General features: G+C 53.5%; 28 protein-coding genes and 1 pseudogene. 13 read left to right on the top strand and 16 right to left on the bottom strand.

The window, feature by feature from the left end; all coding sequences use genetic code 11:
• Positions 1-73 precede the first annotated feature (73 nt).
• The 9 genes from glyA (at position 74) to FH039_RS06995 (ending at position 6,376) form a co-directional block, all read left to right on the top strand.
• Complete coding sequence (gene glyA, locus FH039_RS07030) at positions 74-1,363, top strand: serine hydroxymethyltransferase (RefSeq protein WP_139680744.1); 1,290 nt, start codon at positions 74-76, stop codon at positions 1,361-1,363.
• A gap of 88 nt (positions 1,364-1,451) precedes the next feature.
• Positions 1,452-1,964, top strand: a complete 513-nt coding sequence (locus FH039_RS07025; protein ID WP_139680743.1) for an immunoglobulin-like domain-containing protein — start codon at positions 1,452-1,454, stop codon at positions 1,962-1,964.
• Positions 1,965-1,977: 13 nt separating this feature from the next.
• On the top strand, positions 1,978-2,448 hold the full coding sequence (locus FH039_RS07020) for an immunoglobulin-like domain-containing protein (RefSeq protein ID WP_139680742.1): 471 nt from the start codon (positions 1,978-1,980) through the stop codon (positions 2,446-2,448).
• On the top strand, positions 2,445-2,873 hold the full coding sequence (locus tag FH039_RS07015) for an immunoglobulin-like domain-containing protein (RefSeq protein WP_139680741.1): 429 nt from the start codon (positions 2,445-2,447) through the stop codon (positions 2,871-2,873). The genes FH039_RS07020 and FH039_RS07015 overlap by 4 nt, the downstream gene beginning before the upstream one ends.
• Positions 2,874-2,959: 86 nt before the next feature.
• Positions 2,960-4,351 carry an ATP-binding protein gene (locus FH039_RS07010; RefSeq protein ID WP_139680740.1) on the top strand — a complete coding sequence of 464 codons (1,392 nt, stop codon included), beginning with the start codon at positions 2,960-2,962 and terminating at the stop codon, positions 4,349-4,351.
• 159 nt (positions 4,352-4,510) lie between these two features.
• Positions 4,511-4,843: a transcription factor S gene (locus FH039_RS07005; protein ID WP_014011749.1), complete on the top strand. Its 333-nt coding sequence runs from the start codon at positions 4,511-4,513 to the stop codon at positions 4,841-4,843.
• Complete coding sequence (locus FH039_RS12145; protein ID WP_168188385.1) at positions 4,840-5,010, top strand: hypothetical protein; 171 nt, start codon at positions 4,840-4,842, stop codon at positions 5,008-5,010. Before FH039_RS07005 ends, FH039_RS12145 begins: the two co-directional genes overlap by 4 nt.
• Before the next feature lie 2 nt (positions 5,011-5,012).
• The gene (locus FH039_RS07000; protein ID WP_139680739.1) at positions 5,013-5,762 is read left to right on the top strand and encodes a DNA polymerase sliding clamp; all 750 of its coding nucleotides are present in this window, start codon (positions 5,013-5,015) and stop codon (positions 5,760-5,762) included.
• A gap of 41 nt (positions 5,763-5,803) precedes the next feature.
• A complete protein-coding gene (locus tag FH039_RS06995; protein WP_139680738.1) occupies positions 5,804-6,376 on the top strand; it encodes a DNA replication complex subunit Gins51 in 573 nt (190 codons plus the stop codon).
• A gap of 100 nt (positions 6,377-6,476) precedes the next feature.
• Here the strand turns inward: FH039_RS06995 and ribH are convergent, their stop codons facing one another.
• Genes ribH through ribD form a run of 4 tightly spaced genes read right to left on the bottom strand, consistent with a single transcriptional unit; the run spans position 6,477 to position 9,727 of the window.
• On the bottom strand, positions 6,477-6,938 hold the full coding sequence (gene ribH / locus FH039_RS06990) for a 6,7-dimethyl-8-ribityllumazine synthase (RefSeq protein WP_139680737.1): 462 nt from the start codon (positions 6,936-6,938) through the stop codon (positions 6,477-6,479).
• Between the two features lie 11 nt (positions 6,939-6,949).
• The gene (locus FH039_RS06985; RefSeq protein ID WP_139680736.1) at positions 6,950-8,110 is read right to left on the bottom strand and encodes a bifunctional 3,4-dihydroxy-2-butanone-4-phosphate synthase/GTP cyclohydrolase II; all 1,161 of its coding nucleotides are present in this window, start codon (positions 8,108-8,110) and stop codon (positions 6,950-6,952) included.
• Positions 8,107-8,664 carry a riboflavin synthase gene (locus FH039_RS06980; RefSeq protein WP_139681721.1) on the bottom strand — a complete coding sequence of 186 codons (558 nt, stop codon included), beginning with the start codon at positions 8,662-8,664 and terminating at the stop codon, positions 8,107-8,109. Before FH039_RS06980 ends, FH039_RS06985 begins: the two co-directional genes overlap by 4 nt.
• Positions 8,645-9,727, bottom strand: coding sequence for a bifunctional diaminohydroxyphosphoribosylaminopyrimidine deaminase/5-amino-6-(5-phosphoribosylamino)uracil reductase RibD (ribD, locus tag FH039_RS06975; protein WP_139680735.1), 1,083 nt, complete (start codon positions 9,725-9,727; stop codon positions 8,645-8,647). The genes FH039_RS06980 and ribD overlap by 20 nt, the downstream gene beginning before the upstream one ends.
• 98 nt (positions 9,728-9,825) lie before the next feature.
• On the opposite strand from ribD, the gene FH039_RS06970 reads away from it, so the two are divergent.
• Positions 9,826-11,736, top strand: coding sequence for a molybdopterin-dependent oxidoreductase (locus FH039_RS06970; protein ID WP_139681720.1), 1,911 nt, complete (start codon positions 9,826-9,828; stop codon positions 11,734-11,736).
• Between the two features lie 219 nt (positions 11,737-11,955).
• Entirely contained in the window at positions 11,956-12,606 is a 651-nt protein-coding gene (locus FH039_RS06965; protein ID WP_139680734.1) for a peroxiredoxin, read from the top strand.
• Positions 12,607-12,649: 43 nt separating this feature from the next.
• Here FH039_RS06965 and FH039_RS06960 read toward each other — a convergent pair whose 3' ends face one another.
• The 5 genes and pseudogenes from FH039_RS06960 to FH039_RS06940 all read right to left on the bottom strand — a co-directional run bounded on the left by FH039_RS06960 (position 12,650) and on the right by FH039_RS06940 (position 19,827).
• The gene (locus FH039_RS06960; RefSeq protein WP_139681719.1) at positions 12,650-14,047 is read right to left on the bottom strand and encodes a hypothetical protein; all 1,398 of its coding nucleotides are present in this window, start codon (positions 14,045-14,047) and stop codon (positions 12,650-12,652) included.
• Between the two features lie 191 nt (positions 14,048-14,238).
• Positions 14,239-14,433: pseudogene (locus tag FH039_RS06955) on the bottom strand (ABC transporter permease); the annotation flags it as partial.
• A 44-nt stretch (positions 14,434-14,477) separates the two neighbouring features.
• On the bottom strand, positions 14,478-16,922 hold the full coding sequence (locus FH039_RS06950) for an NHL repeat-containing protein (protein ID WP_139680733.1): 2,445 nt from the start codon (positions 16,920-16,922) through the stop codon (positions 14,478-14,480).
• A 189-nt stretch (positions 16,923-17,111) separates the two neighbouring features.
• A complete protein-coding gene (locus tag FH039_RS06945) occupies positions 17,112-17,417 on the bottom strand; it encodes a thioredoxin family protein (RefSeq protein ID WP_139681718.1) in 306 nt (101 codons plus the stop codon).
• Between the two features lie 10 nt (positions 17,418-17,427).
• On the bottom strand, positions 17,428-19,827 hold the full coding sequence (locus FH039_RS06940) for a heavy metal translocating P-type ATPase (protein ID WP_139681717.1): 2,400 nt from the start codon (positions 19,825-19,827) through the stop codon (positions 17,428-17,430).
• 115 nt (positions 19,828-19,942) lie between these two features.
• Here FH039_RS06940 and FH039_RS06935 point away from each other — a divergent pair, with 115 nt between their 5' ends.
• On the top strand, positions 19,943-20,533 hold the full coding sequence (locus tag FH039_RS06935) for a TRASH domain-containing protein (RefSeq protein ID WP_139681716.1): 591 nt from the start codon (positions 19,943-19,945) through the stop codon (positions 20,531-20,533).
• A gap of 4 nt (positions 20,534-20,537) precedes the next feature.
• Here FH039_RS06935 and FH039_RS06930 read toward each other — a convergent pair whose 3' ends face one another.
• From FH039_RS06930 to FH039_RS06920, 3 genes are all read right to left on the bottom strand, one after another.
• Positions 20,538-20,879 (bottom strand): hypothetical protein, encoded by a 342-nt coding sequence (locus FH039_RS06930; RefSeq protein ID WP_139680732.1) that lies wholly within the window; start codon positions 20,877-20,879, stop codon positions 20,538-20,540.
• Positions 20,880-21,024: 145 nt separating this feature from the next.
• Positions 21,025-21,246, bottom strand: coding sequence for an SHOCT domain-containing protein (locus FH039_RS06925; RefSeq protein ID WP_139680731.1), 222 nt, complete (start codon positions 21,244-21,246; stop codon positions 21,025-21,027).
• 175 nt (positions 21,247-21,421) lie between these two features.
• A complete protein-coding gene (locus FH039_RS06920) occupies positions 21,422-23,350 on the bottom strand; it encodes a heavy metal translocating P-type ATPase (protein ID WP_240703185.1) in 1,929 nt (642 codons plus the stop codon).
• 15 nt (positions 23,351-23,365) lie between these two features.
• Between FH039_RS06920 and FH039_RS12260 the strand changes: the two genes are divergently transcribed.
• Positions 23,366-23,548, top strand: coding sequence for a hypothetical protein (locus tag FH039_RS12260; protein WP_139680730.1), 183 nt, complete (start codon positions 23,366-23,368; stop codon positions 23,546-23,548).
• 209 nt (positions 23,549-23,757) lie between these two features.
• Here FH039_RS12260 and FH039_RS06910 read toward each other — a convergent pair whose 3' ends face one another.
• The 4 genes from FH039_RS06910 to FH039_RS06895 all read right to left on the bottom strand — a co-directional run bounded on the left by FH039_RS06910 (position 23,758) and on the right by FH039_RS06895 (position 25,776).
• Positions 23,758-24,315 (bottom strand): DUF302 domain-containing protein, encoded by a 558-nt coding sequence (locus tag FH039_RS06910; protein WP_139680729.1) that lies wholly within the window; start codon positions 24,313-24,315, stop codon positions 23,758-23,760.
• A 243-nt stretch (positions 24,316-24,558) separates the two neighbouring features.
• On the bottom strand, positions 24,559-24,951 hold the full coding sequence (locus tag FH039_RS06905; RefSeq protein ID WP_139680728.1) for a hypothetical protein: 393 nt from the start codon (positions 24,949-24,951) through the stop codon (positions 24,559-24,561).
• 9 nt (positions 24,952-24,960) lie between these two features.
• Positions 24,961-25,428 carry a hypothetical protein gene (locus tag FH039_RS06900; RefSeq protein ID WP_139680727.1) on the bottom strand — a complete coding sequence of 156 codons (468 nt, stop codon included), beginning with the start codon at positions 25,426-25,428 and terminating at the stop codon, positions 24,961-24,963.
• A 114-nt stretch (positions 25,429-25,542) separates the two neighbouring features.
• Complete coding sequence (locus tag FH039_RS06895; RefSeq protein WP_139680726.1) at positions 25,543-25,776, bottom strand: hypothetical protein; 234 nt, start codon at positions 25,774-25,776, stop codon at positions 25,543-25,545.
• Positions 25,777-25,788 lie beyond the last annotated feature (12 nt).

The raw sequence follows: 25,788 nt of genomic DNA, 5'->3' as shown, positions 1-25,788 counted from the left end.
CATTTCTGTACACGTGAACACATGCGGTAAGATTTATATTCCCCGCGCTCAAATCCCCATCGAGGTGTTCCACATGGCTGAAGGATACAAAGCATACCGCGACAGGGTTATGGACTTCCTTGAGGACCACGAGAAGTGGAGGAAGCACACGATAAACCTCATTGCCAGTGAAAACGTGACTTCTCCGAGCGTCACCCGCGCGGTGGCGAGCGGTTTCATGCACAAGTACGCCGAGGGCTGGCCCAGGGCCCGCTACTACCAGGGCTGCAAGTACGTTGATGAGGTCGAGCTCATCGGTGTCGAGCTCTTCACCAAGCTCTTCGGAAGCGATTTCGCCGACCTCAGGCCGATTTCCGGAACCAACGCCAACCAGGCGGTCTTCTTCGGCCTTACCCAGCCGGGTGACAAGGCGATAGTTCTCCACACCAGCCACGGCGGACACATAAGCCACATGCCCTTCGGTGCCGCCGGAATGCGCGGCCTTGAGGTCCATACCTGGCCCTTCGACAACGAGGAGTTCAACATCGACGTGGACAAGGCCGAGAAGCTCATACGCGAGCTCGAGCCAAAGATAGTCGTCTTCGGTGGCTCGCTCTTCCCGTTCCCGCACCCGGTCAAGGAGCTTGCGCCGGTTGCCAAGGAGGTCGGTGCCTACGTCATGTACGACGGTGCCCACGTTCTCGGTCTCATCGCCGGAAAGCAGTTCCAGGACCCGCTCAGGGAGGGCGTTGACATAATCACCGCCTCGACCCACAAGACCTTCCCGGGACCGCAGGGCGGTGTCATCATCTACAAGCGCTTTGGCGAGACCGAGGAGATTGCCAAGCTCCAGTGGGCCATCTTCCCGGGTGTGCTCAGCAACCACCACCTCCACCACATGGCTGGAAAGACCGTTACCGCGGCGGAGATGCTTGAGTACGGTGAGCGCTATGCTGCCCAGATCGTCAAGAACGCCAAGGCCCTTGCCGAGGCCCTTGCCGAGGAGGGCTTCAAGGTCATCGGTGAGGACAAGGGCTACACCGAGAGCCACCAGGTCATCGTCGACGTCAGCGACCTCCACGAAGCGGCTGGCGGATGGGCAGCACCGCTCCTCGAAGAGGCCGGCATAATCCTCAACAAGAACCTCCTGCCCTGGGACCCGCTCGAGAAGGTCGAGAAGCCAAGCGGCCTGCGCATAGGCGTCCAGGAGATGACCCGCGTTGGAATGATGGAGGACGACATGAAGGAGATAGCGCACTTCATCAAGCGCGTCCTCATAGACAAGGAGGACCCGAAGAAGGTCGAGCGCGACGTCTTCTACTTCAGGATGAACTTCCAGAGGGTTTACTACTCCTTCGACCACGGGCTCCCGCTCAGGGAGTGACCTCTTTTCTTCCTTTTCGCTGCAATCCCGTTTGAAGCGTTGGGAAGGGTTAAAAGGATTTTTGCACACTCTCCTCTGGTGGTGCGGCGTGAGGAAAATTATTCCAGTCCTGCTGATAGTTCTTCTGATTCCGGTCGGGTATTACTTCGCTTCCTACTGGGGAGGATCTGCCAACAGCGGCCCCGGAGAAGGGAACATCGCCCACGCTCCTACCGGAGGCTGTCCGATAATCGAGAACTCCACACCGGAGTGCCGGCCGATGAATGACTTCATGAAACTCAACAGGACGGTTTACTCCCCCAACGACACGATGGTCATAACGATAACCAACAACGGAAACGTCAACTTCACCACGAGCTACCACTTCAGCCTCTACAGACTGGAGAATGGAACGTGGAAGGAGGTTCCGGTGAACCTAATGTTCATAGAGATAGCCGTCATAATAGAGCCCGGAAAAAGCTGGGAGCAGCGGGTGAACCTGGCTGACCTCAACCTCGAGCCGGGCCGCTACAAAATAGAGAAAACTGTAGTGGTTACAGAGCCGGTGAATAAGAGGAGTATAGGGATTAAAGCCTCGGCCGAGTTCGACGTGAGGGGCTGATGGGGGCGGGCTGGTGAATCGGATCCTGGTTGTTTTCGCCGTCTTCGTTCTCCTTCTTGGAATTCTCTACGCCGGAACACGTGAGACAGCTAAAAACACACTCTCCGATGCTGGAACCGCCGTCATGCGACTCGACAAAGGCACCTATCGCGTGGATGAGGACCTCACCCTCACGATAATCAACAACGGAAGCGAGACCTTACTCGTGGGTGCCTCGTACAGGCTCTACCGCCTGGAAAACGGAAGATGGGAAGAACTCAACCTCGGGTTCTCGTTCACCGGTATAGGCTACACGATACCTCCCGGCGGCAACTGGAGCCAAACCGTGCCCCTTGTTACACACGTTTCTGACGGTGCCAGGAAGCTTGAACCGTTGCCGCCCGGCAGGTACAGGATTACGAAGACCGTGACCATTGACAGGGGGCGCTGTGGGAGCGGGAGTGACGGGATAACCCTCTCCGCTGAGTTCGAGGTGGTTGAATGAGGTGGAAGACTGGAGCTGGAATAACCCTTCTGGTGCTTCTCCTCTGGGGCCTCACCGGACCGCACTTCATGATAAGCCTCGATAAGCGCACGTATTCAGCCGGAGAAGAGCCGGAGCTGACGATAAGGAACGTCGGCCTAACCCCGATTTATTTCGGCCAGGGCTACCTCATCTACCGGTGGGAGAACGGGAGCTGGGTTGGAGTAAGAACTCCGTTTATCTTTATCGCCGTGCTCCACGACCTGTCCCCATTCCATTCCTGGAGGCAGAGTGTTGCCCTGAAATACCTGCCGGAAAACGAATCCCCAGGGGAACCCCGTCCCTATCCCGACCTTCCTCCCGGAAGGTACAGGCTCGTGAAGGAAATCTGCGGATGGCCCTTGGGATGCAGGAACGCGAGCGTGGAGTTTGAGGTTGAGGGTTGAGGAGAAAGCAGAACTGCCCAGTCACAGTAAATCCGGACACAACTTTTAAATAATTTACTTGCAAGTAATTTACTGGTGAGTAAATTATGTTCATCAATAGGCAGGCAGAGCTTTCCCTGCTTGAAGAGAGGCTCGAAAGAGGGAAGGCTGAGTTCATCGTCATCTACGGCAGAAGGAGGATCGGAAAAACGGCACTCCTCCTTGAGTTCCTCAAAAGAAACGGTGGAATTTACCTCCTCGCAAGAGAGACGAGCGAGGCCGAAAACCTCAGGCGGTTTTCCCAAAGGATAGCCGAGCACTTTAACGACGGTTTCCTCGAAAAGAACCCCTTTCAGAGCTGGGACGCATTCTTTGAATACCTCCATACGAAAGCCGAGAAAAGACTGGTAGTCATCATCGACGAGTTCCCATATCTGGTGAAGGCCAACCCCGCTTTGCCATCAATCCTCCAGGAGTACTGGGACTTAAAGCTGAGTAAAAGCCAGATTTACCTCGTCATCTGTGGCTCAAGCGTCTCGATGATGGAAAGGCTTCTCGGCTACAAGAGCCCGATATACGGCAGGAGGACGGCACAGCTGAGGGTGAATCCGCTGGGCTTCTTCGGGGCGAGGGCTTTTTTGCCCCGCTACTCGATTGAGGAGTTCGTTAGAGCCTATGGAATCCTCGGGGGAACACCAGCTTATCTCCTTGAGTTTGACGACTCAAAGAGCATCGAGGAGAACCTTAAATCCTACTTCCAGCCGGATTCCTTCCTCTACGGAGACGCCCGCTTCGTCCTTATGGAAGAACTCGACGAGCCGAGGAACTATTTCGCGATAATGGAATCCATCGCGAGGGGGAAGACGACGCTCGGCGAGATTATGAACGAAACGGGACTTGAGAGGGGGACCGTTGGGAAGTACCTCAGCGTTCTCATCGACCTCGGCTTCGTAAAGAGGGAAGTTCCAGTCACGGCGAGCAGGAAGAGCCGGAGAGGGAGATACTATATAGCCGACCCCTACTTCGCCTTCTGGTTCCGCTACGTTCACCCGAACGAGGATCTGGTGGAGACCGGACAGGGAGAGCTTCTCGTGGATATCATTATGGGCGACCTTAACGAGTACCTCGGCTGGATTTTTGAGGAGGTTGCACGGCAATTTTTAATCGAGCTGAACAAGGCTGGGGAACTTCCCTTCCGCTTCACCAAAATTGGAAGATGGTGGAGGAAGGGGGAAGAGGTCGATTTGGTGGCTTTGAATGAAAGGGAGAGACAGGCGCTCTTCGTTGAGGTCAAGTGGAAAAACCTTGGCGGGCGAGAGGCGCGGGGCATTTTGAAGGAGTTGGAGAGGAAGGCTGAGCTGGTTGGGCTTGAGGGGTGGGAGAAGCGTTATGGGATCGTTGCTAAGGGCGTGGAAGGGAAAGAAAAGCTAAACGATGAAGGCTGGCAGGTTTGGGACTTGGAGGACTTCGAGGAAAACGTTAAATTAGGATTGAAATGATAACCTCGTGTTTGGAAGGCCCGTCGAGAAATGAGTGAGCGTAATCCCCATTCACGAGGTTCTCAGGACAAAAATTAACGGCCTCCTCTGAGCCAACCCCTGGCAAAACTTTTTATTCTCCTCCCACATACCGAACCCTCGGCTGAAGGAGGTGAAAAAATGAAGTTCTGTCCAAAGTGCGGTAACCTCATGCTCCCTGACAGGAAGAGGAAGGTATGGGTATGCCGCTCATGCGGTTATGAGGAGCCCTTTGATGAAGAGAAAGATAGGGAGAAAACAAAGATTACCCAGAAGGTCGAGCACAAGCCCGACGAGGGAATCATCGTCGTCGAGCAGGACGTCACGACCCTGCCGACCACCAAGGTCACCTGCCCGAAGTGCGGCAACGATACCGCCTACTGGTGGGAGATGCAGACGAGGGCCGGCGATGAGCCGAGCACCATATTCTACAAGTGCACCAAGTGCGGCCACGTCTGGAGGGCCTACGAGTGAATGCGAAAGAGCTTGAGCGCGAAACCCTCAGGAAGCTCGCAGAGAAGGCCCTGAAGGAGCTTGAAGAGGCCTACCGGAGGACACCCGACACCGACAACGGAAAAGCTTATTTATTCCGCGGAAAAGAGAGGGTTAGGTTGATGCTCGATATACTGAAGGAGGGGTAGAGATGCCGTTCGAAATAGTTTTCGATGGTGCCAAGGATTTTGCCGATCTTATAGCCACCGCGAGCAACCTCATCGACGAGGCTGCCTTCAAGATAACCGAGGAAGGAATTGGAATGCGCGCGATGGACCCGAGCAGGGTCGTTCTCATCGACCTCAACCTCCCGGAGAGCATCTTCTCCAAGTACGAGGTCGAGGAAGAGGAAACCATAGGAATCAACATGGACCACTTCAAGAAGATACTCAAGCGCGGCAAGAACAAGGACACCCTTATCCTCAGAAAGGGCGACGAGAACTTCCTCGAGGTCACCTTCGAAGGCACCGCCAAGAGAACCTTCAAGCTCCCGCTCATCGAGGTTGAGGAGCTTGAGCTCGACCTCCCGGAGCTGCCGTTCACCGCCAAGGTCATCGTCCTCGGTGAGGTTCTCAAGGAGGCCGTCAAGGACGCTTCCCTTGTCAGCGACGCCATGAAGTTCATAGCCACCGAGAACGAGTTCATAATGCGCGCCGAGGGAGAGACCAACGAGGTCGAAATAAAGCTCACCCTTGAGGACGAAGGCCTGCTCGACCTTGAGGTTGAGGAGGAAACCAAGAGCGCCTACGGAATCAGCTACCTCGCGGACATGATAAAGGGCATCGGCAAGGCCGACGAGGTCATAATCCGGTTCGGCAACGAGATGCCCCTCCAAATGGAGTACCCGATAAGGGACGAGGGCAGGCTGATATTCCTCCTCGCCCCGCGCGTCGAGGACTGATTTCTTCCCCTCTCATTCCATTTAGTCCGGCTGGTGGTAGCGTGGACATCGTCAAGCTCAGGGAACTGCTAGAACAGGAACTTTCATCTCCGGACCTCACGGAGCTGGACGGGGAATTCTACCGCGAGTTCGACAGCCTAATTAAAGCCCTAAAGCTCAGCGCGGAGAGCTCCCGCGAGAGGGGCGAGGACATAGAGGAGAGGCTTTACCTTGCCCAGCTGGGAATAGCTGAGAAGCTCATGCGGGAGATAATCAAAATCCGGCTCCATAAAATCGTCGATCTGGCGGTTGAAGGAATACCCGGCGAGCTGACGGCCGAGGAGAAGAAGATATTCACGGTTCTGAGGGCCTTCATTGAGCGTGAGGAACTTGCCGTTCCCGAGGTCGCGGAAGAGGAACTTCCAGAGAGGGTCCCGGAGAGCCCGGCAGAGCCCTTGAAACGAACGGCCCCGAGCGAGGCGTACATAATCAAGATTGACCTTCCGAAGATACTCGACCCCGAGCTGAGGGAATACGGGCCGTTCAGGGCCGGCGACCTCGTCGTCATCCCCAGGAGCCTCGGGAAGGTTCTCGTCGAGAGGGACGCGGCCGAGAGAATAAGGATCGCCCCTTGAGGTTTCTTCGGATTGATTGACACCACAAAATTAAAGACCATCTTCAGAGTTTTTGACCGCCACAACCGGCGGTTTTGAAAGGACGTCAACCGGGTTAACCTCAACGAAGCTCCCTCATGAGGTTCGCCATCTCGAGCGTTGCCATCGCATACTCGAAGCCCTTGTTGCTCTTTACCCCCGCCCTGTTGAAGCCCTGGAGCTCGTCCTCGACCGTTATCACACCGAAGATTACGGGAACGCCGCTGTCGAGGGAGACCTTGGCTACGCCTTTGGCAACCTCGTTCGCGACGAGGTCGAAGTGCTTGGTTTCCCCCCTCACGACGGCGCCTAAAGCTAAAACCGCGTCGTACCCCCCACTCTCAATGAGCTTTTTGGCGGCAAGCGGTATCTCGAAGGAACCCGGGACCTTCACAACGTCCACCCTATCGACGCCGTGCCTCTCGAAGCAGTCGAGTGCTCCCTTAAGGAGCTCCTCGGTCAGGAGGTCGTTGAAGCGCGCAACAACGATGCCAATCCTTAGGCCCTTTCCTATAAAGGCCCCTTCGATTGTTTTTACCTCCATCAAATCACCTCCTAAACCTCGAAGGGCAGCCTGTGGCCGAGCTTCTCAGCCTTCACCCTGAGGTAAGGTCTGTTGTGCTCCGTAACCTCCCCAGGGGCCGGAACCGTCTCGACGACCTCGATTCCGAACTCCTCGAGGGCTTTGGCTTTTGCCGGGTTGTTGGTGATTAGCTTGACCTTGGAGACTCCCAAAGCGCGGAGCATCTGAAACGCAGCTTCGTAGGTTCTCTCGTCGGCCTTATGGCCGAGCGCCTCGTTTGCCTCAACCGTGTCGAGGCCATTATCCTGGAGCTCGTAGGCCTTTATCTTCTCCTTCAGCCCTATTCCCCTGCCCTCCTGGTCCATGTAGAGGAATATGCCCCCCTCCTGGGCTATCATCATTAGGGCATGGGCCAGCTGACTGCCGCAGTCGCACTTGAGAGAGGTCAAGGTGTCCCCGGTCAGGCATTTCGAGTGGATCCTTACCAGCGGAACCTCACCGTAGGGCTCCTTCACTATCGCCACGTGCTCCCTGAAGTCCAGCTCGTTGTCGAAGGCTATGATTCTGAACTCGCCGTAGCGCGTCGGCAGCCTCGCGTTGGCGTAAACTTTAATCAGTCCCTTCCTCCTCACGAACTCCTTCCAGACGTCGTCGGTTGTAAGGACAGGCAAACCGTGCTCCCTCGCGAAGTTGAGCGCGTAGTCCCTGTTGTGGGAATTGCCCTTCTCGTCGAGAATCTCCACTATCAGGGCGTAGCGTTTGAAGCCGAGGAGCCCCATCAGCTCCAGCGAGCTCTCGGTGTGACCGCGGCGCCTGTTCAGTCCAATCCCGCCGAGGAGCGGAAGATGACCGGGGTAGCGGAAGGCCTCGATGCCCAGCCCCTCGGCAATTTTTCGAGCGGTTAAAGCCCTCTCCTCCGCGGTTATCCCCGTGAACGTATCCCTGTAATCGACCGGAATCAGGAAGTTCGTTTCGCCCTCCTTGCTCGGGAGGGGGAAGAAGCCCCGCTTTAGAGCCTCGTCCATGTCCATCGTGAGGCAGAGAAGCCCCTTGGCCGAGAGCATGAAGCTGACGACCTCGGACGAGGCAATCTCCGCGGGATAAATCAAATCCGCTTCGAACTCCCTCCTGTCGTCTATCAAAACGACCGGCTTCCCATCGAGTACCGCTTTCCTAATCTCCTCCCAGTTCATGTTCTCGCCTCCATGATGCGCTTCACGTATCTGGCCAGGACGTCAATCTCGTAGTTCACCCTATCACCAGGCCTCAGGAGACCGAGGTTGGTGTTTTTGAGGGTGTACGGAATTACCTGGACCCAAAAGCGGTTGGCTTCTACCCTCGCAACGGTGAGGGAAACTCCGTTTAGGGCTATGGAGCCCTTCTCGGCCACTCCCCATCTCTCGGGTGGCATCTCGAAGGCCATCCACGTCGTGTTCCCGGAGCGTCTGACAGTTAAAAAGCGCATCGTCCCGTCCACGTGGCCCGTAACGATGTGCCCGTCGAGCCTTTCGCCGAGCTTCAAAGCCCTCTCTAGGTTCACAATTCGCGCTTCCCTCAAGTTCGTCCTCCTCAGGGTCTCCTCGCCGACGTCGAAGACCGCCCTCCTCCCATCGAACTCGACCACCGTTAGGCAGGCTCCGTTAATGGAGACGCTGTCCCCGGGTTCGACCTCGAAGGGTAACTCGACATAGAGCTTCCCGGAGGAGTAGCGGGCCCTTCCCGTCCCCTCAACGATTCCGCTGAACATCTCCATCACCTGGATAGGCGGTTACAAGAAAGCTCTCGCCGAGCCTCTCAATGGACTCGATCCTCAGCAGAAGGGCATAGTCGGCGTTCTCGACCTTTAGGCACTCGAAGGGCTTGATTCCGTTTCCGAAGAGCTTTGGCCCGTAGAAGAGGTAGAACTTGTCCGCAAAAGCTAAGAACTCGCACGCTATCCTTCCACCCTCGATTAGAATGCTGTCTATCCCCAGCTCACCGAGCTTCCTCAGGATTTCTCCAGGTTCCGTTATCGGGTAGGCCTCCGCTATGCCTTCGAAGAGTTCCGGCCTCTCGGTGAAGAATATCGCCCTCCCGTCCTCGAAGAGTTTGAACCTCCTTCCCGCCTTGATTGCTTCCGCAACCCTTCCGGAGCGGTCGAGGATTACCTTCACCTTCTCCGGGCAGTTTTCAAGCCGGCAGTTGAGCCTTGGATCGTCTGCCAGAACCGTTCCAGAGCCGACCATTATAGCCATGTGCCTCTTCCTGAGCTCTTGAACCTTCAGCCTCGCCTCTTCTCCAGTAATCCACTGTGAGGAGCCGTTTTCGGTCGCGATGAAGCCGTCAAGGGTCAAGGCGAGCTTTATCGAGACAAAGGGGGTTCCGGTGGTTATGTACTTGATGAAAATCTCGTTGAGCTTCCTTGCTTCCCTCCCTAGGACGCCTACCTCGACCTCTATTCCGGCCTTCCTCATCTTCTCGATCCCCCTGCCGGCCACGAGGGGATTGGGGTCTTCCATCGCTACCACAACGCGCTTGAAGCCCTCCTCGATTATCCTGTCAGCGCAGGGTGGCTGCTTCCCCCAGTGGGAGCAGGGTTCGAGCGTTACGTACATCGTCGCTCCTCTAACGTCGTGGCCCTTCCTTTTGGCGTCCTCTATCGCGTTAACTTCGGCGTGCCTTCCACCAAAGTTCCGGTGCCATCCAAGACCAATGATTTTTTCATCCTTCACTATGACAGCACCGACCATTGGGTTTGGATTAACCCAACCATCTCCTCGCTTTGCCAGCTCAAGTGCCAGACGCATGAACTTTCCATCCCCGGTGCTCATGGTCGAAGTTTTGTTCCAAAATTTTAAGCTTTTTGTTCCTAATTTGGAACAAAGTAATGTTTATATACCCGATTATATGTTCCTAAATGCGATGTCATATGCCGTTCTCGGTCTGCATGAGGGACTGCTACGACACATGCTCGATGGTGAGCGAGCTGAAGGACGGCCGGCTCAGGGTTAAGGGCAACCCTGAGCACCCAATAACGGCCGGCTTCCTCTGCCCGAAGGGTGCTTTGCTTCCGAGATGGTTCCACGCCAACGACAGGCTCAAAAATCCTCTCGTGAGGACAGGCGAACGCGGAAGCGGGAGCTTCCTGGAGACAAGCTGGGAAGAAGCCATTGAACTCGTTGCCACGAAGCTCAGGGAGATCATCGAAAAGCACGGGAGTGAAAGCGTCCTCGTTTATCAGTACGCCGGCGATAGGGGAGTTGTCAACTACGCCTTCCCGCTGAGGCTCTTCCATTATCTCAACACCGCCATGCTCGACTACGGTATCTGCGACAGGGCAGGGCAGGAGGCGCTTAAGGACGTTTATGGAACGGCAATCGGTATGGATCCTGAGGAGCTCAAAAATCAGAAGCTCATCGTCTACTGGGGGATAAACGCCTTCTGGACGAACCTGCACGGATTCACCTTCGCCAAAAAACACGGCCTCGAAATCTGGACGGTTGACGTTGTGAGAACCGAAACGGCCAAGCGCTCCGACAGGTTCTTTCGGATAAGGCCCGATACCGACGTCCTCTTCGCCCTTGGAGTTGCAAAGGTTATAATCGAGGAGGAACTCTACGATAGAGTCTTCGTCCGCGAGAACGTTTACGGCTTTGAAGAATTCAAGAATTATGTAAAAACATTATCGCTTGATTATGTAAGCAGGGAGACTGGGATAAGGGTTGAGGAAATAGAAACCTTCGCAAGGGAGTTCGCCGAGAAGAGGGGAATAATCCACATCGGCTATGGCTTCCAGCGCTCCCTAGCTGGTGGGGAGGCGGTTAGGGCGATTTCGATTCTCCCAGCGTTGGTGGGCCATCGCTTCGGCTTCATCTACGACATGAAGACGATAGACAAGAGCTACGCCGAGGGCGCTTTTCTGCGAACCAGACCGGCCAGGAGAATCCCCCAGATGAAGCTTGCGGAGTACATCGAACGGGGCGAGGTAAAGTTCCTCTACGTCTACAACTCCAATCCCCTCGCAAGCCTGCCGAACCAGAACCTGCTGAGGAAGGCTTTAAGAGAAAGCGACGTTTTCGTGGTTACACACGACATCTTTCTGACTGATACGGCCCTCTACTCCGACGTCGTTCTTCCCGCGAACACCTTCTTTGAGCGCCTGGACATAGCAGATTCCTACTACCACCGCCACGTGGCTTTAAACGAACCCGTTGCAAGGCTCTACGGCAAGAGCAACAGCGAGATAACGAGGCTTCTGGCGAAGGCCCTTGGAATAAACAACCCCTACCTCTACGAGAGCGACGAGGGGATCGTAAAGAAGGTTCTCGAACTCAACGGACTGAGTTGGCAGGAGCTGAAGGCCAAGGGCTTCGTCAAAGTTCCAGAAAAGCCAAAGGAGTGGGAGACGCCAAGCGGGAAAATCGAGTTCTACTCTCAAAGGGCAGTTCGGAGAGGATTGAGTCCGTTTCCAGAGTACCGGAAGTTCGAGGGGAAGTATCCCCTCCGGCTCCTCACCCCAACACACAGAATGACGATAACGAGCCAGTACCACAACACACACGGAATGATTGACCCCTACCTCTACATCAACCCTGCCGATGCCTCTGAGAGAGACATTGAAGACGGGGACACCATCGAGGTATTCAACGACAACGGGAGCATCAGAACGGAGGCCCGGCTTACGGAGGACGTTCCTCAAGGGGTTGTGATGCTCTACAAGGCATTTTGGGTTAGACTTCTCGGCTGGAACGCGAATTTCCTGACGGGGGATGAAACCGTCGAAAGGTATGGTAACGGCTCCGCTTATCATTCAACCTGGGTCGAGATCAGGAAGGTTTGAGGCAAAAATAGACTTTTTCTTCGAGATTTTGACAAATATTTCTGGATGTGTTTTTTAAAGTGGCAATTAACGGCCGGTATTTTTGCAGTCCTGATTTGGTCTTCTTAAACTGTTTGGATATTCGACAAGAAATTGCCCGTTAGACGAACCGAAAGATTTATATATTCGAACCAGTGAGGTTTATAGTGAAGAAAACATAGAAAAATGAGGTGATGGAAGATGGTAGTGATAGGAGAAAAGTTCCCGGAGGTTGAGGTCAACACCACCCACGGCAGGATAAAGCTGCCCGACTACTTCACTGAGAAGGGCAAGTGGTTCGTTCTCTTCAGCCACCCGGCAGACTTCACCCCGGTTTGTACGACCGAGTTCTACGCGATGCAGAAGCGCGCCGAGGAGTTCAGGAAGCTCGGCGTCGAGCCGATCGGGCTGAGCGTTGATCAGGTCTTCAGCCACCTCAAGTGGATGGAGTGGATCAAGGAGAACCTCGGTGAGGAGATAACCTTCCCGGTCATCGCTGACGACCGCGGCGACCTCGCTGAGGCCCTCGGCATGATACCGAGCGGTGCCACCATCACCGCCAGGGCCGTCTTCGTCGTTGACGACAAGGGTGTCATCAGGGCCATCGTTTACTACCCGGCCGAGGTCGGCAGAGACTGGGACGAAATACTCAGGCTCGTCAAGGCCCTCAAGACCAGCACCGAGAAGGGCGTTGCCCTGCCGCACAAGTGGCCCAACAACGAGCTCATCGGCGACCGCGCCATCGTTCCGCCGGCAGGGACAGTCGATGCCATCAAGGAGCGCGAGGAAGCCAAGGCCAAGGGCGAGATCGAGTGCTACGACTGGTGGTTCTGCCACAAGAAGCTTGAGTGAGCTTCTTCACTCTTTTGTTTGTTTTAAAAATAAAGATAAAGAGTCAATTGCTTTCTATATAGATCCCAACTGGAACATTGGTATCACATGTTCCTATATGATACGTATAAGTGCTGGTACCCAGGTAGATGTATTCTGAAATATCCTGACCAACATTATGCCACTGCCCATGATTTGTAATTCCCCCGTATATGTTAAGAGAACTTGAAGAGGTATAGTACATTCCGGCACTGAGCCCTGCAGCCCATGGAGGAACTGAACCACCGCTTAATGCCACTGCAAGCGCCCCTATTGGAATTCCAATTCCAAAATCTGCCGAGCATGAACCAGAGGCATCCGAGACCAGCAAAGCAATGCTTTTTGAGTCCCCGACTCCAAGAGCAGTAGCATACTTCATGTCGGTTCCACTGTATATCCAGTTCATAATGGAGGGATCAGGCAATCCGGACTTGCTTCCTCCGAGAATTTCATTTCCGCTTGTGTCAATGTCATTAACCCCTTCCTGGATCCTCTCTTCTCCAGTAGGCACACAGTTGTTTATACTGGCAGTGCAGTAGTACTCCTTCTGGTGTAGGTGGTATGGTTTTGCATAGATGTATATGTATCCTTTCTCGTTTGGTCCAAGAAGGAGATCTTTATAAAAGTAAAACTTGTTCTCAATGGTGTAGAAGTCATTTCCATATATGTCTAGACTTGGGGTATCCTTTTCTGAGATTTTGTAGCCGTAGGCTATCGTAAGTCCAAATCTGGTATAATAGTCAGTCACAATGTTTACGCTTGCAGTGACAACTCCAGAATAAGAATCCTTGTTGTCCACGATCAGAGCAGGCACTTCGATGTAGTCTGAAGGTCTCCACGAGAGGCCCCAGTCGGTCTTCCAGTAATAGAACTGTCTGTTGGACCCCAAAGGTGCTACCCCACCACTTTTCGTAGCAGCTTCAAGGGGAGATGAGGGCAACCTATGTATGTCAATTTTCACTGTCTTCGTGAATCCCTTAGCAACGTTGGCGGTGTTGTAGTTAACCACAGCAAAGCCTCTGTACAGCTTCTCGTTTTCATGATCCAGAATCCAGACAGAAATCATCAGTGAAGAGCCAATCCCAGTTGGGTAATCTTTTCCCCACTCGTTGAGAACAGACTGAAGCTTTTCATCGGAGAGTGGGATTCTGACTGTATTTCCTGAGTCCCAGAACTTCAGACGGCTTGGTTTTTTAAGGTCTCCATAGAAAACAGTCCTGTAAACTTCCCGCGTGGGAACCAGTGCATCTATCTGAACCTGAACTTCAACATCCTTTGATATCTCCGTAAGGGGCTTGCCCTTTTCATCGACCAACGCAATCTGAATTGCTGGTGGCAGGAGGGCATTTGCTAGATATACCCCCATTGTTCCAACCAACAAAAATGCCGCAAACAATGTCCCAAGGATTCGTTTTGGTGCCATTTTAATCACCTATCCAACGTCGGCATATCATGTTGGCACACTAATTCTTATAAATTTTTCCTTTTACTATAAGTAATCATTTCTGCTTTTTTTTCGTAGAATTATGTAATTCTAACGGTGTTACATCGAACCAAACAAATTGAAAAAAGCCAAAGTAAAGGCGTGTACATACCTGTCCATCATCAACTTATTCATAGCACCCTTCTCCTGAAGAGCACGAGAAGAGAGAGGAGCCAGACCAGGTGAACGGCCACCGCCACCGGAAAGTCGCCGTAATCGTTCAGAGCTATGCCCTCGAAGACCCTGTACGTCCAGTACGTTGGCAGGAAGGCCGTGAGCACGCTCCAATCCGTTGTGGGGTTTCTCCATATGAGGACGAGCTCCACCTCCAAAAACGGGAAGTAACCTCCGGCTAAAAAAGAAAAAGCCTTCAGCCTCCAACGCACTTTATAAAGGCGTCCCACATCTTGAACGGCCCGAGGAAGCAGGTAACGTAGCAGTTGCAGTCGAACTTAATGTCGGCGCATTCGAGGGCGCTGCAGATTGTACTTGGGTCGGCGGGATCAAGGCCATCCAAAGGCGACAGACAGGGATGTATGCTTCCCCAACCAGGCTTTGGAAGGCTGTTTTCCAGGTCATCGGCATAGCTGTTTATCGCCGCCCCTCCAACGACGGAATTCGTTTTGGGCATCGGCGGCCAGGGAATTATACAGTCAAAGCGCTCTATCGCCGCCCATACGAGGTGGAAGTAGTAGTTGAAAACAACCGCAGGCCCAAAGTTCTTGCTCTGAAGGCAACAGAGCTTGCACGCCTCACCTTCGACGGCACCGACCATCGCCGCCTTAAGCTTGCAGACGTCGCACCGGCCAGAATCGAGCTCTTCCGTAGCCCCGCTCCCCATCGGTCCAGTCGGGTACGTCCCCGAGTGCATCGAACTGAGCGTGACGCTTCCAATCGAAGCCGAGAAACCAGCGTAGCCGGGGCCGTTGGTCAGCGTCGCGTTTACTCCCGGGAAGAAGGGAACTACCAAGGTCCTGTTTTCGGCCATAGCCACCTCAAACCTCGTCTCCGCACCTCCAGACAGAAGTCTAATCTCGTGAAGCCCGTAATCGATGGGAACCTCAAGCATGCCCGTCGAGTTCGTCCTTCCGGCGCTCTCGCCATCAACTATTACCGTGACGTTTAAGGCGTAGAAGCCGGGGGGCATGACCACGACGAGGGAGAGCGTTAGGGGCTTTTCTTCTTCAGCCTCTCCCGGAGCCTTTGGGACGGTGAAGTACAGCGCGGCAAGGATCAGCGCGGTTATCAGGAGTGCATAGCCCTTCCTATCCCTTCTCCCAATCAGCACCGCGCCGGCAACTCCGATTGGAACGGCGAATATGAGAAGGGCGATACTCCAGTGGTTGGGCTCCCCTTCCTCCCCCGCCGGGGTTCTTTCGGTCTCCGTGGCGTTCGCAACGAAGAAGGAGAAGTAGCCCCTTCCGTCAGTCCATACCGTCCTGCCGGACACGTTTACAGGCACTCCCGGATGGCTGGCCATCCCGTAGATCACAGTTCCTCCTTCAACTTTCAGCGACCGACTCCAGAGGAGCCTCGGTCTCAGGTCGCTTACCACGGTGGTCGTGTTCATGTAAACGTCCTCGCCGTCGAAGTAAACGGCCGTAAGGTTGTACCGTCCCGCGAGGAACGTTGCGTTCCAGACTATCTCCTCGCCCCACCTCACGAGCTTTTCGTTGACGTAGAGAAAAACGGGGGCTGTGAATATCTCTTCGGGGGTTACCCACGCCCTGACGGTTCCGTTCTCGTAGAGGAGATGAACCTTCGGGCGGAGTTCATCTATGAGAACTAGGGTCCCGGGCTGCCCGACGTAACCGCCGCCGAAATCATGGGTCTCATCGACGTCGTAGAGTACGATGCCGTCAAGGTGTTCCTTGTTTACGTCAACGTATTCGGGCCTTATCTCCCTCTCCTCCCTGGTGGCGTTCTTCACCCCCGTTGGCTGTCCCAGAGGGACCGTGTTGAAGGAATGCACTTCAGACTTTAGCGTGGTGTTGAGCGTCCAGAGAACGCCTGAAGGGTCTATCAAAGCCAGAAATCCCCTTGAATCCATCAGGAGGATCCTGTTTCCAAAGGCCTTCACGTGCAGGGGCCTCTCACCCAGCTCCTTGAAGAAAAAGCTGCCGTTTTTCGGCGAGAACCTCACCAGTCCAACCGCGTCGCCATCCATTATGGCCGCATACAGAAAGCCGTCGTGGCCAAGGACGATGCCGTCCGGTATAAGAGAGGAATAGTTGGACGGAAACCGCCAGAGGTGGAAGGTTCCGTTCTCCGGCTGGAGAATGCCTATGCCGCCGCGGGGGCTCTCGTTCAGCTCGGCGGTGAAGTATATCCCTTCGGGAGTGGCGTAGGCATCGTAAACGTTCACAATTCCAGCCGATGAGAGGTCGTAGAAGACGAGGTCGTTCCCGTTAAGAACGCCTATTCCGCCGCTCTCGTTGATTTTTCCGGCGTAGTACGCCCTCCCGGGAACGGCAAAGACGTGGACGAACGATACCCCCGGATAGTCCCACATGTAAACCACATCCCCGAGGGGGTCGAGAACGGCGGGAGGGCCGAGGTTCACTGAAACGTAAACCCGGTCGCTCACGGATATCCCGTTGGGCTGGAACGGAAGGTTCCAGAAGATGAAGTGCGTCTCGTTGGTCTTCAGGCCGACCCTTCCATCAAAATCAGTGAAATAAAGCCCGTCCGGGGAGAGCCTCGGATGGAGTACCGCACCTCCGATCCACCAAACGGCAACCTTTGAGGAAGATACTGCTGGGAGCGAAAGGAGTGCGAGAAGGAACAACGCGAGGATGGACTTGCCAGCGGACATGTTCCCACCGCCCCGTATTTAGGACACTTCTACTTTGAAATTTATATGGGTTTTTGTTTGAGATCTGTAAATTTGGGCAGTTCAAGGAGTTTCATTAATTCTGCTGAATCACCAAAAAGCAAATGTTATGAAAAGTTTTGAGGATTCCAAACATTCCTTGTTTTCCAGTCTGGCATAGTAAAGGAGCAGTCAGAGCCTCCTGAGCTCCTCAAACCTTATGAGAACCTCCTCCTTTCTCCGTATGAGGTTCTGCCTGGCTACCTCCTCCCCATCCTTGATGTAAACCAGTGTCGGGACGTTGAGGACGTCAAAGCGGTTCACGAGGTCGTTCCATTCCCCTGCGTTGATGTGGACGACGGTTACCTCTTCAAATTCCCCGCTAAGCTCTTCCATGAAGCCCTCGACTATCCTGCATGGCGGGCAGCCCGGGATGGAAAACCACAGCACGACCTTTCCGCTTCCGAAGTTGAACTTTCCGTCATACTCGACTATCAACCCCATCACCTCAAATCCTTGCCCTCTTCAGCAGGAGCGAGTTCGTGACGACGCTCACGCTGCTTATGCTCATGGCTCCAGCCGCCCACTCGGGCTGGAACTGGATTCCAAAGAGGACGAAAGCAAGGCCAGCAGCGAAGGGAATCAGCATCGTGTTGTAGAACATCGCCCAGAAGATGTTCTGCTTTATCTTCGCCAGCGTCTTCTGGCTCAGCTTTATTGCCCTGACCACATCCATCGGGTCGTTCCTTATGAGGACCATGTCTCCGCTCTCCATCGCTATGTCCGTCGCGTTGCCAACTGCTATGCCTATATCCGCCTGGGCTAATGCCGGAGCGTCGTTTATTCCGTCGCCGACGAATATCACTATCTCACCCTTCTCCTGGAGCTTTTTAACCTCCCAGGCCTTGTCTCCCGGCAGAACCTCAGATAAAACGTAGTCCACCCCGAGGGCTTTCCCTATTGCCTCGGCCGTTCTCCTGTTGTCGCCCGTTATCATTCCGACCTTCTTGCCCATCCTGTGGAGCTCCTCGATGGCTTCCTTTGCCCCTTCCTTTATCGTGTCGGCTATGCCGATTACTCCAACTATTTTGCCGTCTATGGCGACGGTTATGGCGGTCTTTGCTTCGTCCTCAAGTCTGTGGAGTGTTTCCTCCACCTCATTCAGGGAGTAGTCGCTCTCCACCATGAGCCTCCCGTTGCCCGCCAGGACTTCCCTTCCACCCACGACTGCTCTAACACCTTTGCCAGTTATTGCCTCGAATTCCTCCGGCTCCTCAAGCTCAAGGCCAAGTTCCCGTGCCTTCCTGACCACCGCCTCTCCGAGGGGGTGCTCGGAGCGCTTTTCAGCAGAGGCGACGAGCCTTATAAGCTCTTTCTCGTCGATATCAAAGGCTATCACGTCGGTAACTTCCGGCTGTCCCTTCGTCAGCGTTCCGGTCTTGTCGAAGAGCACGACGGTTGCTTTCCTTGCCACCTCAAGCACCTCGCCGTTCTTGATGAGTATCCCCATCTCGGCGCCCTTGCCCATTCCAACCGTCAATGCCGTTGGAGTTGCTAAGCCGAAGGCGCAGGGGCATGCTATCACCAGGACGCTCAGCAGGGTCGTGAACGCGAACAGAACCGGCTCCCCTGCGATGAAGTACCAGTAGCCGAACGATAGCAGGGCTATTGTAAGCACCGCGGGTATGAAGTAGGTGACTATGGTGTCCGCCAGCCTCTGTATCGGCGGCTTCGTGTTCTGAGCTTCTTCCACAAGCCTGATTATCTGGGCCAGAACCGTGTCCCTTCCGACGCGCTTTGCCTCTATCCTGAGCACGGAGTTCCTGTTTATGGTGCCCCCGATGACCTCGTCGCCTTTCCTTTTGAGATTCGGAACCGGCTCGCCGGTTATCATCGACTCGTCCACGTAGCTCTCGCCCTCGAGCACAACTCCGTCAACGGGAATCCTCTCGCCGGGCTTCACTATCACGACGTCCCCGACTTTAACATCGCCTATAGGAACCTCAAGCTCCTCGCCGTCCCTTATCACGGTAGCTTTCTTTGCCTGAAGGCCCATGAGCTTCTTGATGGCCTCGCTGGTTCTTCCCTTGGCCCTTGTTTCGAGATATCTGCCGAGCAGAAGGAAGGCCATCAGCAGGACGCTGGCCTCGTAGAAGTTGAAGTCCTCCGGAATTACCCCAGCCGTCGCGAGAACGCTCGCGAGGTAAGCTGACCCTATACCGAGGGAGTACATGACCTCCATGCTCAGGTTTCTATGTTTGAGCGAACCCCAGGCCTTGCTGAATATTCCCCTGCCGGCGTAGACTATGGCCATCGTTGCCAGAATGAACTGGATGGGCATGAGGTAGGGTATCTCCACGCCGAAGCGCTCAGCCTGCATGGAGGCGAAGAGGGCCGTTCCGATACCCCACGCGACGGCGAGCTTCCTTTTCATGTCACGGAGGTGCCTCTCCCGTAGCTCTCCCTCAAGATCGTGGCTCTCCTCGCCCTCAACGCCGATGAACTGGTAACCCACGTCCTCAACGGTCTTCCTTATGTCTTCAACGGTCACAACGCTTGGATCGTAGCTTACCCTCGCGGTTTCCGTGCCAAGGTTTACGCTCGCCTCTAAAACACCGGGGAGGTCTTTCAAAGCAGTCTCTATCGTCCTGACGCACATTGCGCACGTCATTCCCCCTATCTTAATTACCGCGTCCCTCCTCTCCCTAACGACCTCGTAGCCCAGCTCCTCGATGGTGGCTATGATCATGTTAAGCCCGACTTCTGACTCATCAAATTTAACGTAGACGCTCTCAGAATTCAGGTTTGCTGTTGCCTCCTTCACCCCCGGGAGCTCCTTCAGAGCCGTCTCTATGGTTTTAACACACATTGCACACGTCATGCCGTTGACCTTCAAAGTAAGCTCCATCTTCCTCACCGGTACTTACTACACTTGAGGGCTTATGAGGATTATTTTTTACAATCTGGAAAGCTAAACCAGAGAATTTTTATAGTTTAGATACAAAAAGTGATCGGTGGATGGCATGAAAATAGACGATCTTGATCTGAAGCTAATCTACCTGCTCATGGACAACTCCCGGCTCAGCATCTCGGAGCTCGCTGAAAGGCTCGGCGTCAGCAGGCCGACGGTGAAGTCCCGGCTCGAGAAGCTTGAGAAGGAAGAAGTAATCGAGAGGTACACCATCAAACTCAATCCCGAGCTCCTCAGGGCGCACAATGTAGTTGCCCTCATAGTCAAGACAGAGGAACCTGAAAAAATGGAAGAGTTTGAAGAGATAATCGAGATAAACCGCTTCACGAGCAGGAAGTACCTCATAAAAATCGCCATTGAGAACATGGAGGAGCTGAGAAAGGTCATCGAGGGTGCCGGATTCGAGGTCATAGAGATAATGCCAATTCTGGAGAGCATCGAGAGAACGAATCCGCCAAAGGTGAAGGTTCCCTTTAAGTGCGACTACTGCGGCAAGGAGATAGTCGGGGAACCCATCGTGTACAAGTATCACAACAGGGTCTACTTCTTCTGCTGTCCGACATGTCTCAGGGAATTCAAAAAGACAAGGGAGAACATAGAAAAGCTCAAGCAAAAGGAAGAGAAAGAGGGGCACAGGCATTAAGGCTTCACTCGTCCTCCTCTATTCCCATCACCCTCTCGCAGTACTCGTGCATCTGGGCCCAGTTGCTACCCATGTGCTCCTCCATTTCCTCCTCCATCTCCTTATGCATCTCGGTGAAGTTGTCGCTGGCCATGTACTTCCCCATCTGCGCGTACATCTCGTCGTCCATCATGCCGTGCATGCCGTAGCCCATCATTCCGCCGTACATGTAGCCGCCCATCGAACCAAAGCCCCACCGGGGCCCGCTTTTCCTGGCTATATCAAACCCTCCGCTGTGGGCCATTCCCAACGGGACGGCTATGAGCGCTCCTATGAGGAGCCCGATAAACAGGGACTTCCACTCCATTTCGCATCACCTCAAATTTTGTTTTCCATGTATGCATTCATTCACCTGAATATAGGGCTTATTACTAACATTTTGAAAATTCAAACCCCCAAAATTTTCGGAAAAGAAATCAATTGCGCCGGGGAGATGAAATAATGAAAAGCAGTCATTCCCCAAGGAGCCTTCTCCTTCTCCTCTCGTACTCCTCGTCGTCTATCTCGCCCCGTGCGTACTTCTCGTCGAGTATCTCCAGGGCGCTCTTCTTGCTCCCGCTTGAGCTCTGCTCAACGAGCCATTTAATGAACCAGACTATTCCAGCGATTATCAGCACCCAGAACAGGAGCATGAATACCGCCCCGAACCAACCAAAGTAGCCGAATCCCATCATGTCGTGCCACCCTCATTCTCCTTCTCCGGCGTGAGCCAGGAATTCGTTTCCAACGCTTTCGAACATCATTTTGATCTCCTCGAATACTACTATGTGGTAAAGGCTATAGGGCTTATTGTTGGCAAAAGGGAAGATGCTATGGGGAATTTTTACAAAAAAATAAAGTGAAGGTCGTTTAAACCTTCAAAAACCTCGCGTTGATGGCCACTATCACCGTGCTCAGGCTCATGAGCAGCGCACCTGCGGCCGGGCTGAGAAGAATCCCGTAGCTGTAAAGCACGCCCGCCGCTAAGGGAATAGCGAAGGTGTTGTAGCCCGTCGCCCATGCCAAATTCTGCACCATCTTTTTGTAGGTAGCCTTCGCGAGATGCACCCCGGTTATGACGTCCCTCGGGTCGTTCTTGACGAGGATTATGTCGGCGCTCTCTATCGCCACGTCGGTTCCTGCCCCGATGGCTATTCCGACGTCTGCCTGGATCAAAGCAGGGGCGTCGTTTATACCGTCGCCCACCATCGCCACAACAAAGCCCTGCTTCTGGAGTTCCCCTATCTTTTCAGACTTCTGATGGGGCAACACTTCGGCGAAGAAGCCATCTAAGCCGAGCTCTTCAGCCACCCACTTCGCGACCTTGGCGTTGTCGCCCGTGAGCATGTAGGCCTTTATACCCATCTCGTGGAGCTTTTCAATGGCCTCCCTTGACTCGGGCCTTATCCTATCCGCCAAGGCCAAAGCACCAACGAGCTCCCCATCAAGGACCAGGAAGACAACGGTCTTACCCTGCTCAAGGACTTCCTTAACGCGCTCGTCTTCGCTCCACAGGCCCTTCTCCTTCAGGAAGCCGGGGCTCACGACGAACACTTCTTTGCCGTTGATAACTCCCCTGACTCCCTTACCGGGGAGAACCTTCGACTCGCTGACCCCATAGGGTTCAAGGCCGAGCTCCTTGGCTTTCTCGACTATTCCCTGGGCTATCGGGTGACTGGACTGGGCTTCCAGGGCCGCCGCATACTTCAGGATCTCCTCCTCTCCGAGCTGGTCCAGCGCTATTATGTCAGTCACTTCGAACTTGCCTTCGGTCAGCGTTCCGGTCTTGTCGAAGACAACGACCTGCACGTCCTTCGCTCTTTCAAATGCCTCCCTGTTCCTGATGAGGATTCCCTTCTTGGCCGAGATCGACGTCGAGACCGAGACGACCAGCGGAACCGCCAGGCCTAAAGCGTGCGGGCACGTTATGACCATGACGGTCACCATTCTCTCAAGGGCGAAGACGAAGGGCTTGCCGAGGTAGAGCCACGTGCCGAGAGTTATCGTTCCGGCGGTTATTGCTATGAGAGTGAGGTAGAAGGCTGCTCTATTAGCTAAATCCTGCGTCCTTGACCTTGTCTCCTGTGCCTGCCTGACGAGCTCGACGACCTGCATCAGGTAGGTGTCCTTTCCTGTCTTCTCTATCCTGACCTTTATCGCTCCCTCAAGGTTTATGGAGCCTCCAATGACTTCATCGCCCGGTTTCTTATAGACTGGCTTCGACTCACCTGTGAGCATTGACTCGTTTATGCTGGTCTCCCCCTCCACTATGATGCCGTCGGAGGGTATCTTTTCACCCGGTTTGACAAGGACCATATCGCCCTTCTTCAGCTCGCTGACCGGAACGTCCCTAATCCCATCGGGTGTCACGAGGTGGGCCTCCGTCGGCATGAGCTTTATGAGCTCTTCCAGGGCCCTTGAAGCGCCGAGAACGGAGCGCATCTCTATGTAGTGGCCGAGAAGCATGATGTCAATAAGCGTCGCCAGCTCCCAGTAGAAGGTCTTACCCGGCAGGCCAAAGGTCACCGCAACGCTGTAGAAAAATGCAACCGTGATTGCCAGCGCTATCAGCGTCATCATTCCGGGCAGTTTTTTCTTCAGCTCGTCCATTATGCCCTTCAGGAAGGGCCAGCCGCCGTAGAAGTACACCACCGCCGAAAGTCCGAAGAGGACATAGTGGTCGCCCGGAAAAGTCAGCTCAAATCCTAGAAAGCTCTGTATCAGCGGGGACAGAATCAGGATTGGAATCGTGAGTATCGCAGAAATTATGAACCTCTTCTTGAAGTCCTCCATCATCATCCTGTGGTGCTCCGCATGGGAGTGCTTGTGTCCTTCGTGCCCCTCGTGTTCGTGTCCGGCGTGTTCTTCATGGGCGTGTTTGTGCTCTTCATGTTCCGCGTGTTCCTCGTGGGCGGCCATCTCGTGTTCTTTGTGCTCGTGTTTTTCATGCTCTTCGTGTTCGATGTGTTCCTCATGCCTGCCTTTATGCTCCTTTGAGTTTCCCCCATGTCTCCGAACTTCAACGGGCTCATGTTTATGATCATCGTGTCTTTGAGGGTTGGGTATTTTTTTCATTCTTTTCTTCTTCATCTTCCTTACGCTCATCCCCACTTGGAGGGATACTTCCATCATCCATATTTCTCACCAGGGAGTTTTCTATCCGAACCTATATAACGTTCTTTATTTGAAATTTGAAAAACGGGAGTTCAAACTACCTCCACAACACCCTTCAGTATCTCCTCAACCTCTGAGGCGACCTTCAACAGCTCGTCGTTCCCGGTTATGCTCATAGCCTTCGTCGGGAGCAGAAGCCCCACATAGGTCTTTCCGTCCTTCACGTAGACTACCAGGTTGCACGGAAGGAACAAGCCGCTGTTGATGTCGATGCCTACGAGCTGGCTTGAGAACTTCGGGTTGCAGGCGCCGAGGATAACGTAGGGCTTCATGTCAAGACCGAGCTTCTCCTTGAAAAGCCGGTCAACCCTGACCTCGCTGAGGACCCCAAAGCCCTCCTTCTTAAGCTCCTCCTTGACCCTCGTCACAGTCTCGTCAAAGCCGGTCTCTACCTCGCGGAGGTAGGAGTACTCCATTTGCTCTTCCATTCCTTTCATCCCGTGCATGCCGTGGTGCCCTTTGCCCATTCCCTTGCCGTGGCCCTTGCATCCGCCCTTCATTTTCCCTTTACCTTTCATTCCCTTCATGCCACCCATCTTTTCGTGGTCCTTCATTCCGCCTTTCTCCATTTCATTCATTTCGCCTTTCATTTTGGATCACCTTTTTCTTTGTCAACACTTACTCTACTGGAGGAGATAAGAGGCTTGTCCTTCACATTATGGAAAGTCGGAAGGGCAAAAATTACCAGAATTAAGGTAATTCTCTAAGTTCCTTATAAACCGCCTTCAGAAACAGACCAATGCCTGTGTAGGAGATGGCCAGCATCATGGATTTTGTTGTTTTACATTTTCCCTTGAAAGCTCCCCTAAAGCTCCTGAGGAGGCTGGCAATTTTTATTCGCCCCGATTCAGGCCAAGCGTTTTTTCAGCCCCCACCGCTAGCCCAACCCTGAAGAGCAGGAGCGTCCAGAGGAACGAAATTACTGCCGTGGAGTACGGATAAAACCCGAAAACCCACACGAAGATGTTGGAGGCAGGAACAACGGCAGAGAACACGAACCATACCCTGCTCTCCCTTGAGCAATACTCCGAATCTCTGTAGGCGGAGCACATGAGCCACATCAGGGCCGGGAAGCCCAGCCAGTAAAAACCCGTGACAAGAAGGGACTCGGGATGAAACCCATTACTTCCAAAGTAACCCCCCAGGAGTGCTAAAACCAGTTCGGCAATCCACCAGCGTAAAAATAAGATGAAAGGAACTTCAGTCCCGTAGAGCTTCATTATCACCACCGTAGGTCAAAGAGGAATCGGGATAAGGACCAAAAATACCAAGAGCCCAGCTAAAACGCAAGATAAGTAAGACTTTCTCCCGGAACTAATTCGTTTGCCTAGCAGTAGCATAGCCATAAATAGCCCGAGTATCAGAGCCACCTGTTCCATAATCACCCTGAATGGAATCCAGCCATTGTAGAAAAATCTCAATATTGATCCGGTAATACCAGCTAATGCAAGTGGCATGGTTGATTTTAAGTAGGTTTCCAAGCTTGGTAGAATCTTCAGGACCAGTTTAAGTATTCCCAAAAGTAATGCAGACTGGATAACAAATCTCAATCCCGCCACCAACACGGCCAACCATATTCGCGAAAGCTCACCATTTAGGACAACGATCATCCAGTAAAAACCTACAATCTGATAAGAGTAGACAACAATACCCCACAAGAACAATAGTAAAAACCAGAGGAACAATTTACTGACCATTCTCATCGGTACCCCTCCGAGTTTCTTTGTATTTTTGAAAACCCGCCCTAAGTATCCCAATCACAGATACCCCAAATAACAATGCTGGAACCCACAATTTTATGCCGATTAACATGCTGCTTAATCCCTCTGAGGAAGTCCACCAGGCCAAAAATGTGCCACCCAATAGAAGATATCCAAAAAGTGCCCCAAATACCCCCCAAGCAAAAAGGCCACGCTTGTACTAAACGCTGAATAATATCTATTCTTTTTGATATATACAACCACTCCAATTAGCAGGGAAGTCCAGGGAGTTATAGCGGCCAGTATCCCTCCTAAAAAATATAAAAAGAGATTGTTCTTGTTGATCTTCACTTTCACACCTCC

This window comes from Thermococcus indicus (assembly GCF_006274605.1).
Classification (GTDB): Archaea; Methanobacteriota_B; Thermococci; order Thermococcales; family Thermococcaceae; genus Thermococcus; species Thermococcus indicus.
Note: the sequence above shows the minus strand (reverse complement) of the source record. Positions and strands in the feature narration are given on the sequence as shown.

Excerpts from the sequence above, each read along its gene's own strand:
- glyA (WP_139680744.1), top strand. The coding sequence starts at position 74 with ATGGCTGAAGGATACAAAGCATACCGCGACAGGGTTATGGACTTCCTT.
- FH039_RS07015 (WP_139680741.1), top strand. The coding sequence starts at position 2,445 with ATGAGGTGGAAGACTGGAGCTGGAATAACCCTTCTGGTGCTTCTCCTC.
- FH039_RS07010 (WP_139680740.1), top strand. The coding sequence starts at position 2,960 with ATGTTCATCAATAGGCAGGCAGAGCTTTCCCTGCTTGAAGAGAGGCTC.
- FH039_RS07005 (WP_014011749.1), top strand. The coding sequence starts at position 4,511 with ATGAAGTTCTGTCCAAAGTGCGGTAACCTCATGCTCCCTGACAGGAAG.
- FH039_RS07000 (WP_139680739.1), top strand. The coding sequence starts at position 5,013 with ATGCCGTTCGAAATAGTTTTCGATGGTGCCAAGGATTTTGCCGATCTT.
- ribH (WP_139680737.1), bottom strand. The coding sequence starts at position 6,938 with ATGGAGGTAAAAACAATCGAAGGGGCCTTTATAGGAAAGGGCCTAAGG.
- FH039_RS06985 (WP_139680736.1), bottom strand. The coding sequence starts at position 8,110 with ATGAACTGGGAGGAGATTAGGAAAGCGGTACTCGATGGGAAGCCGGTC.
- FH039_RS06980 (WP_139681721.1), bottom strand. The coding sequence starts at position 8,664 with ATGTTCAGCGGAATCGTTGAGGGGACGGGAAGGGCCCGCTACTCCTCC.
- ribD (WP_139680735.1), bottom strand. The coding sequence starts at position 9,727 with ATGAGCACCGGGGATGGAAAGTTCATGCGTCTGGCACTTGAGCTGGCA.
- FH039_RS06970 (WP_139681720.1), top strand. The coding sequence starts at position 9,826 with ATGCCGTTCTCGGTCTGCATGAGGGACTGCTACGACACATGCTCGATG.
- FH039_RS06965 (WP_139680734.1), top strand. The coding sequence starts at position 11,956 with ATGGTAGTGATAGGAGAAAAGTTCCCGGAGGTTGAGGTCAACACCACC.
- FH039_RS06960 (WP_139681719.1), bottom strand. The coding sequence starts at position 14,047 with ATGGCACCAAAACGAATCCTTGGGACATTGTTTGCGGCATTTTTGTTG.
- FH039_RS06950 (WP_139680733.1), bottom strand. The coding sequence starts at position 16,922 with ATGTCCGCTGGCAAGTCCATCCTCGCGTTGTTCCTTCTCGCACTCCTT.
- FH039_RS06940 (WP_139681717.1), bottom strand. The coding sequence starts at position 19,827 with ATGGAGCTTACTTTGAAGGTCAACGGCATGACGTGTGCAATGTGTGTT.
- FH039_RS06935 (WP_139681716.1), top strand. The coding sequence starts at position 19,943 with ATGAAAATAGACGATCTTGATCTGAAGCTAATCTACCTGCTCATGGAC.
- FH039_RS06930 (WP_139680732.1), bottom strand. The coding sequence starts at position 20,879 with ATGGAGTGGAAGTCCCTGTTTATCGGGCTCCTCATAGGAGCGCTCATA.
- FH039_RS06925 (WP_139680731.1), bottom strand. The coding sequence starts at position 21,246 with ATGATGGGATTCGGCTACTTTGGTTGGTTCGGGGCGGTATTCATGCTC.
- FH039_RS06920 (WP_240703185.1), bottom strand. The coding sequence starts at position 23,350 with ATGATGATGGAGGACTTCAAGAAGAGGTTCATAATTTCTGCGATACTC.
- FH039_RS12260 (WP_139680730.1), top strand. The coding sequence starts at position 23,366 with ATGGGAGTGCTTGTGTCCTTCGTGCCCCTCGTGTTCGTGTCCGGCGTG.
- FH039_RS06910 (WP_139680729.1), bottom strand. The coding sequence starts at position 24,315 with ATGAAAGGCGAAATGAATGAAATGGAGAAAGGCGGAATGAAGGACCAC.
- FH039_RS06900 (WP_139680727.1), bottom strand. The coding sequence starts at position 25,428 with ATGAGAATGGTCAGTAAATTGTTCCTCTGGTTTTTACTATTGTTCTTG.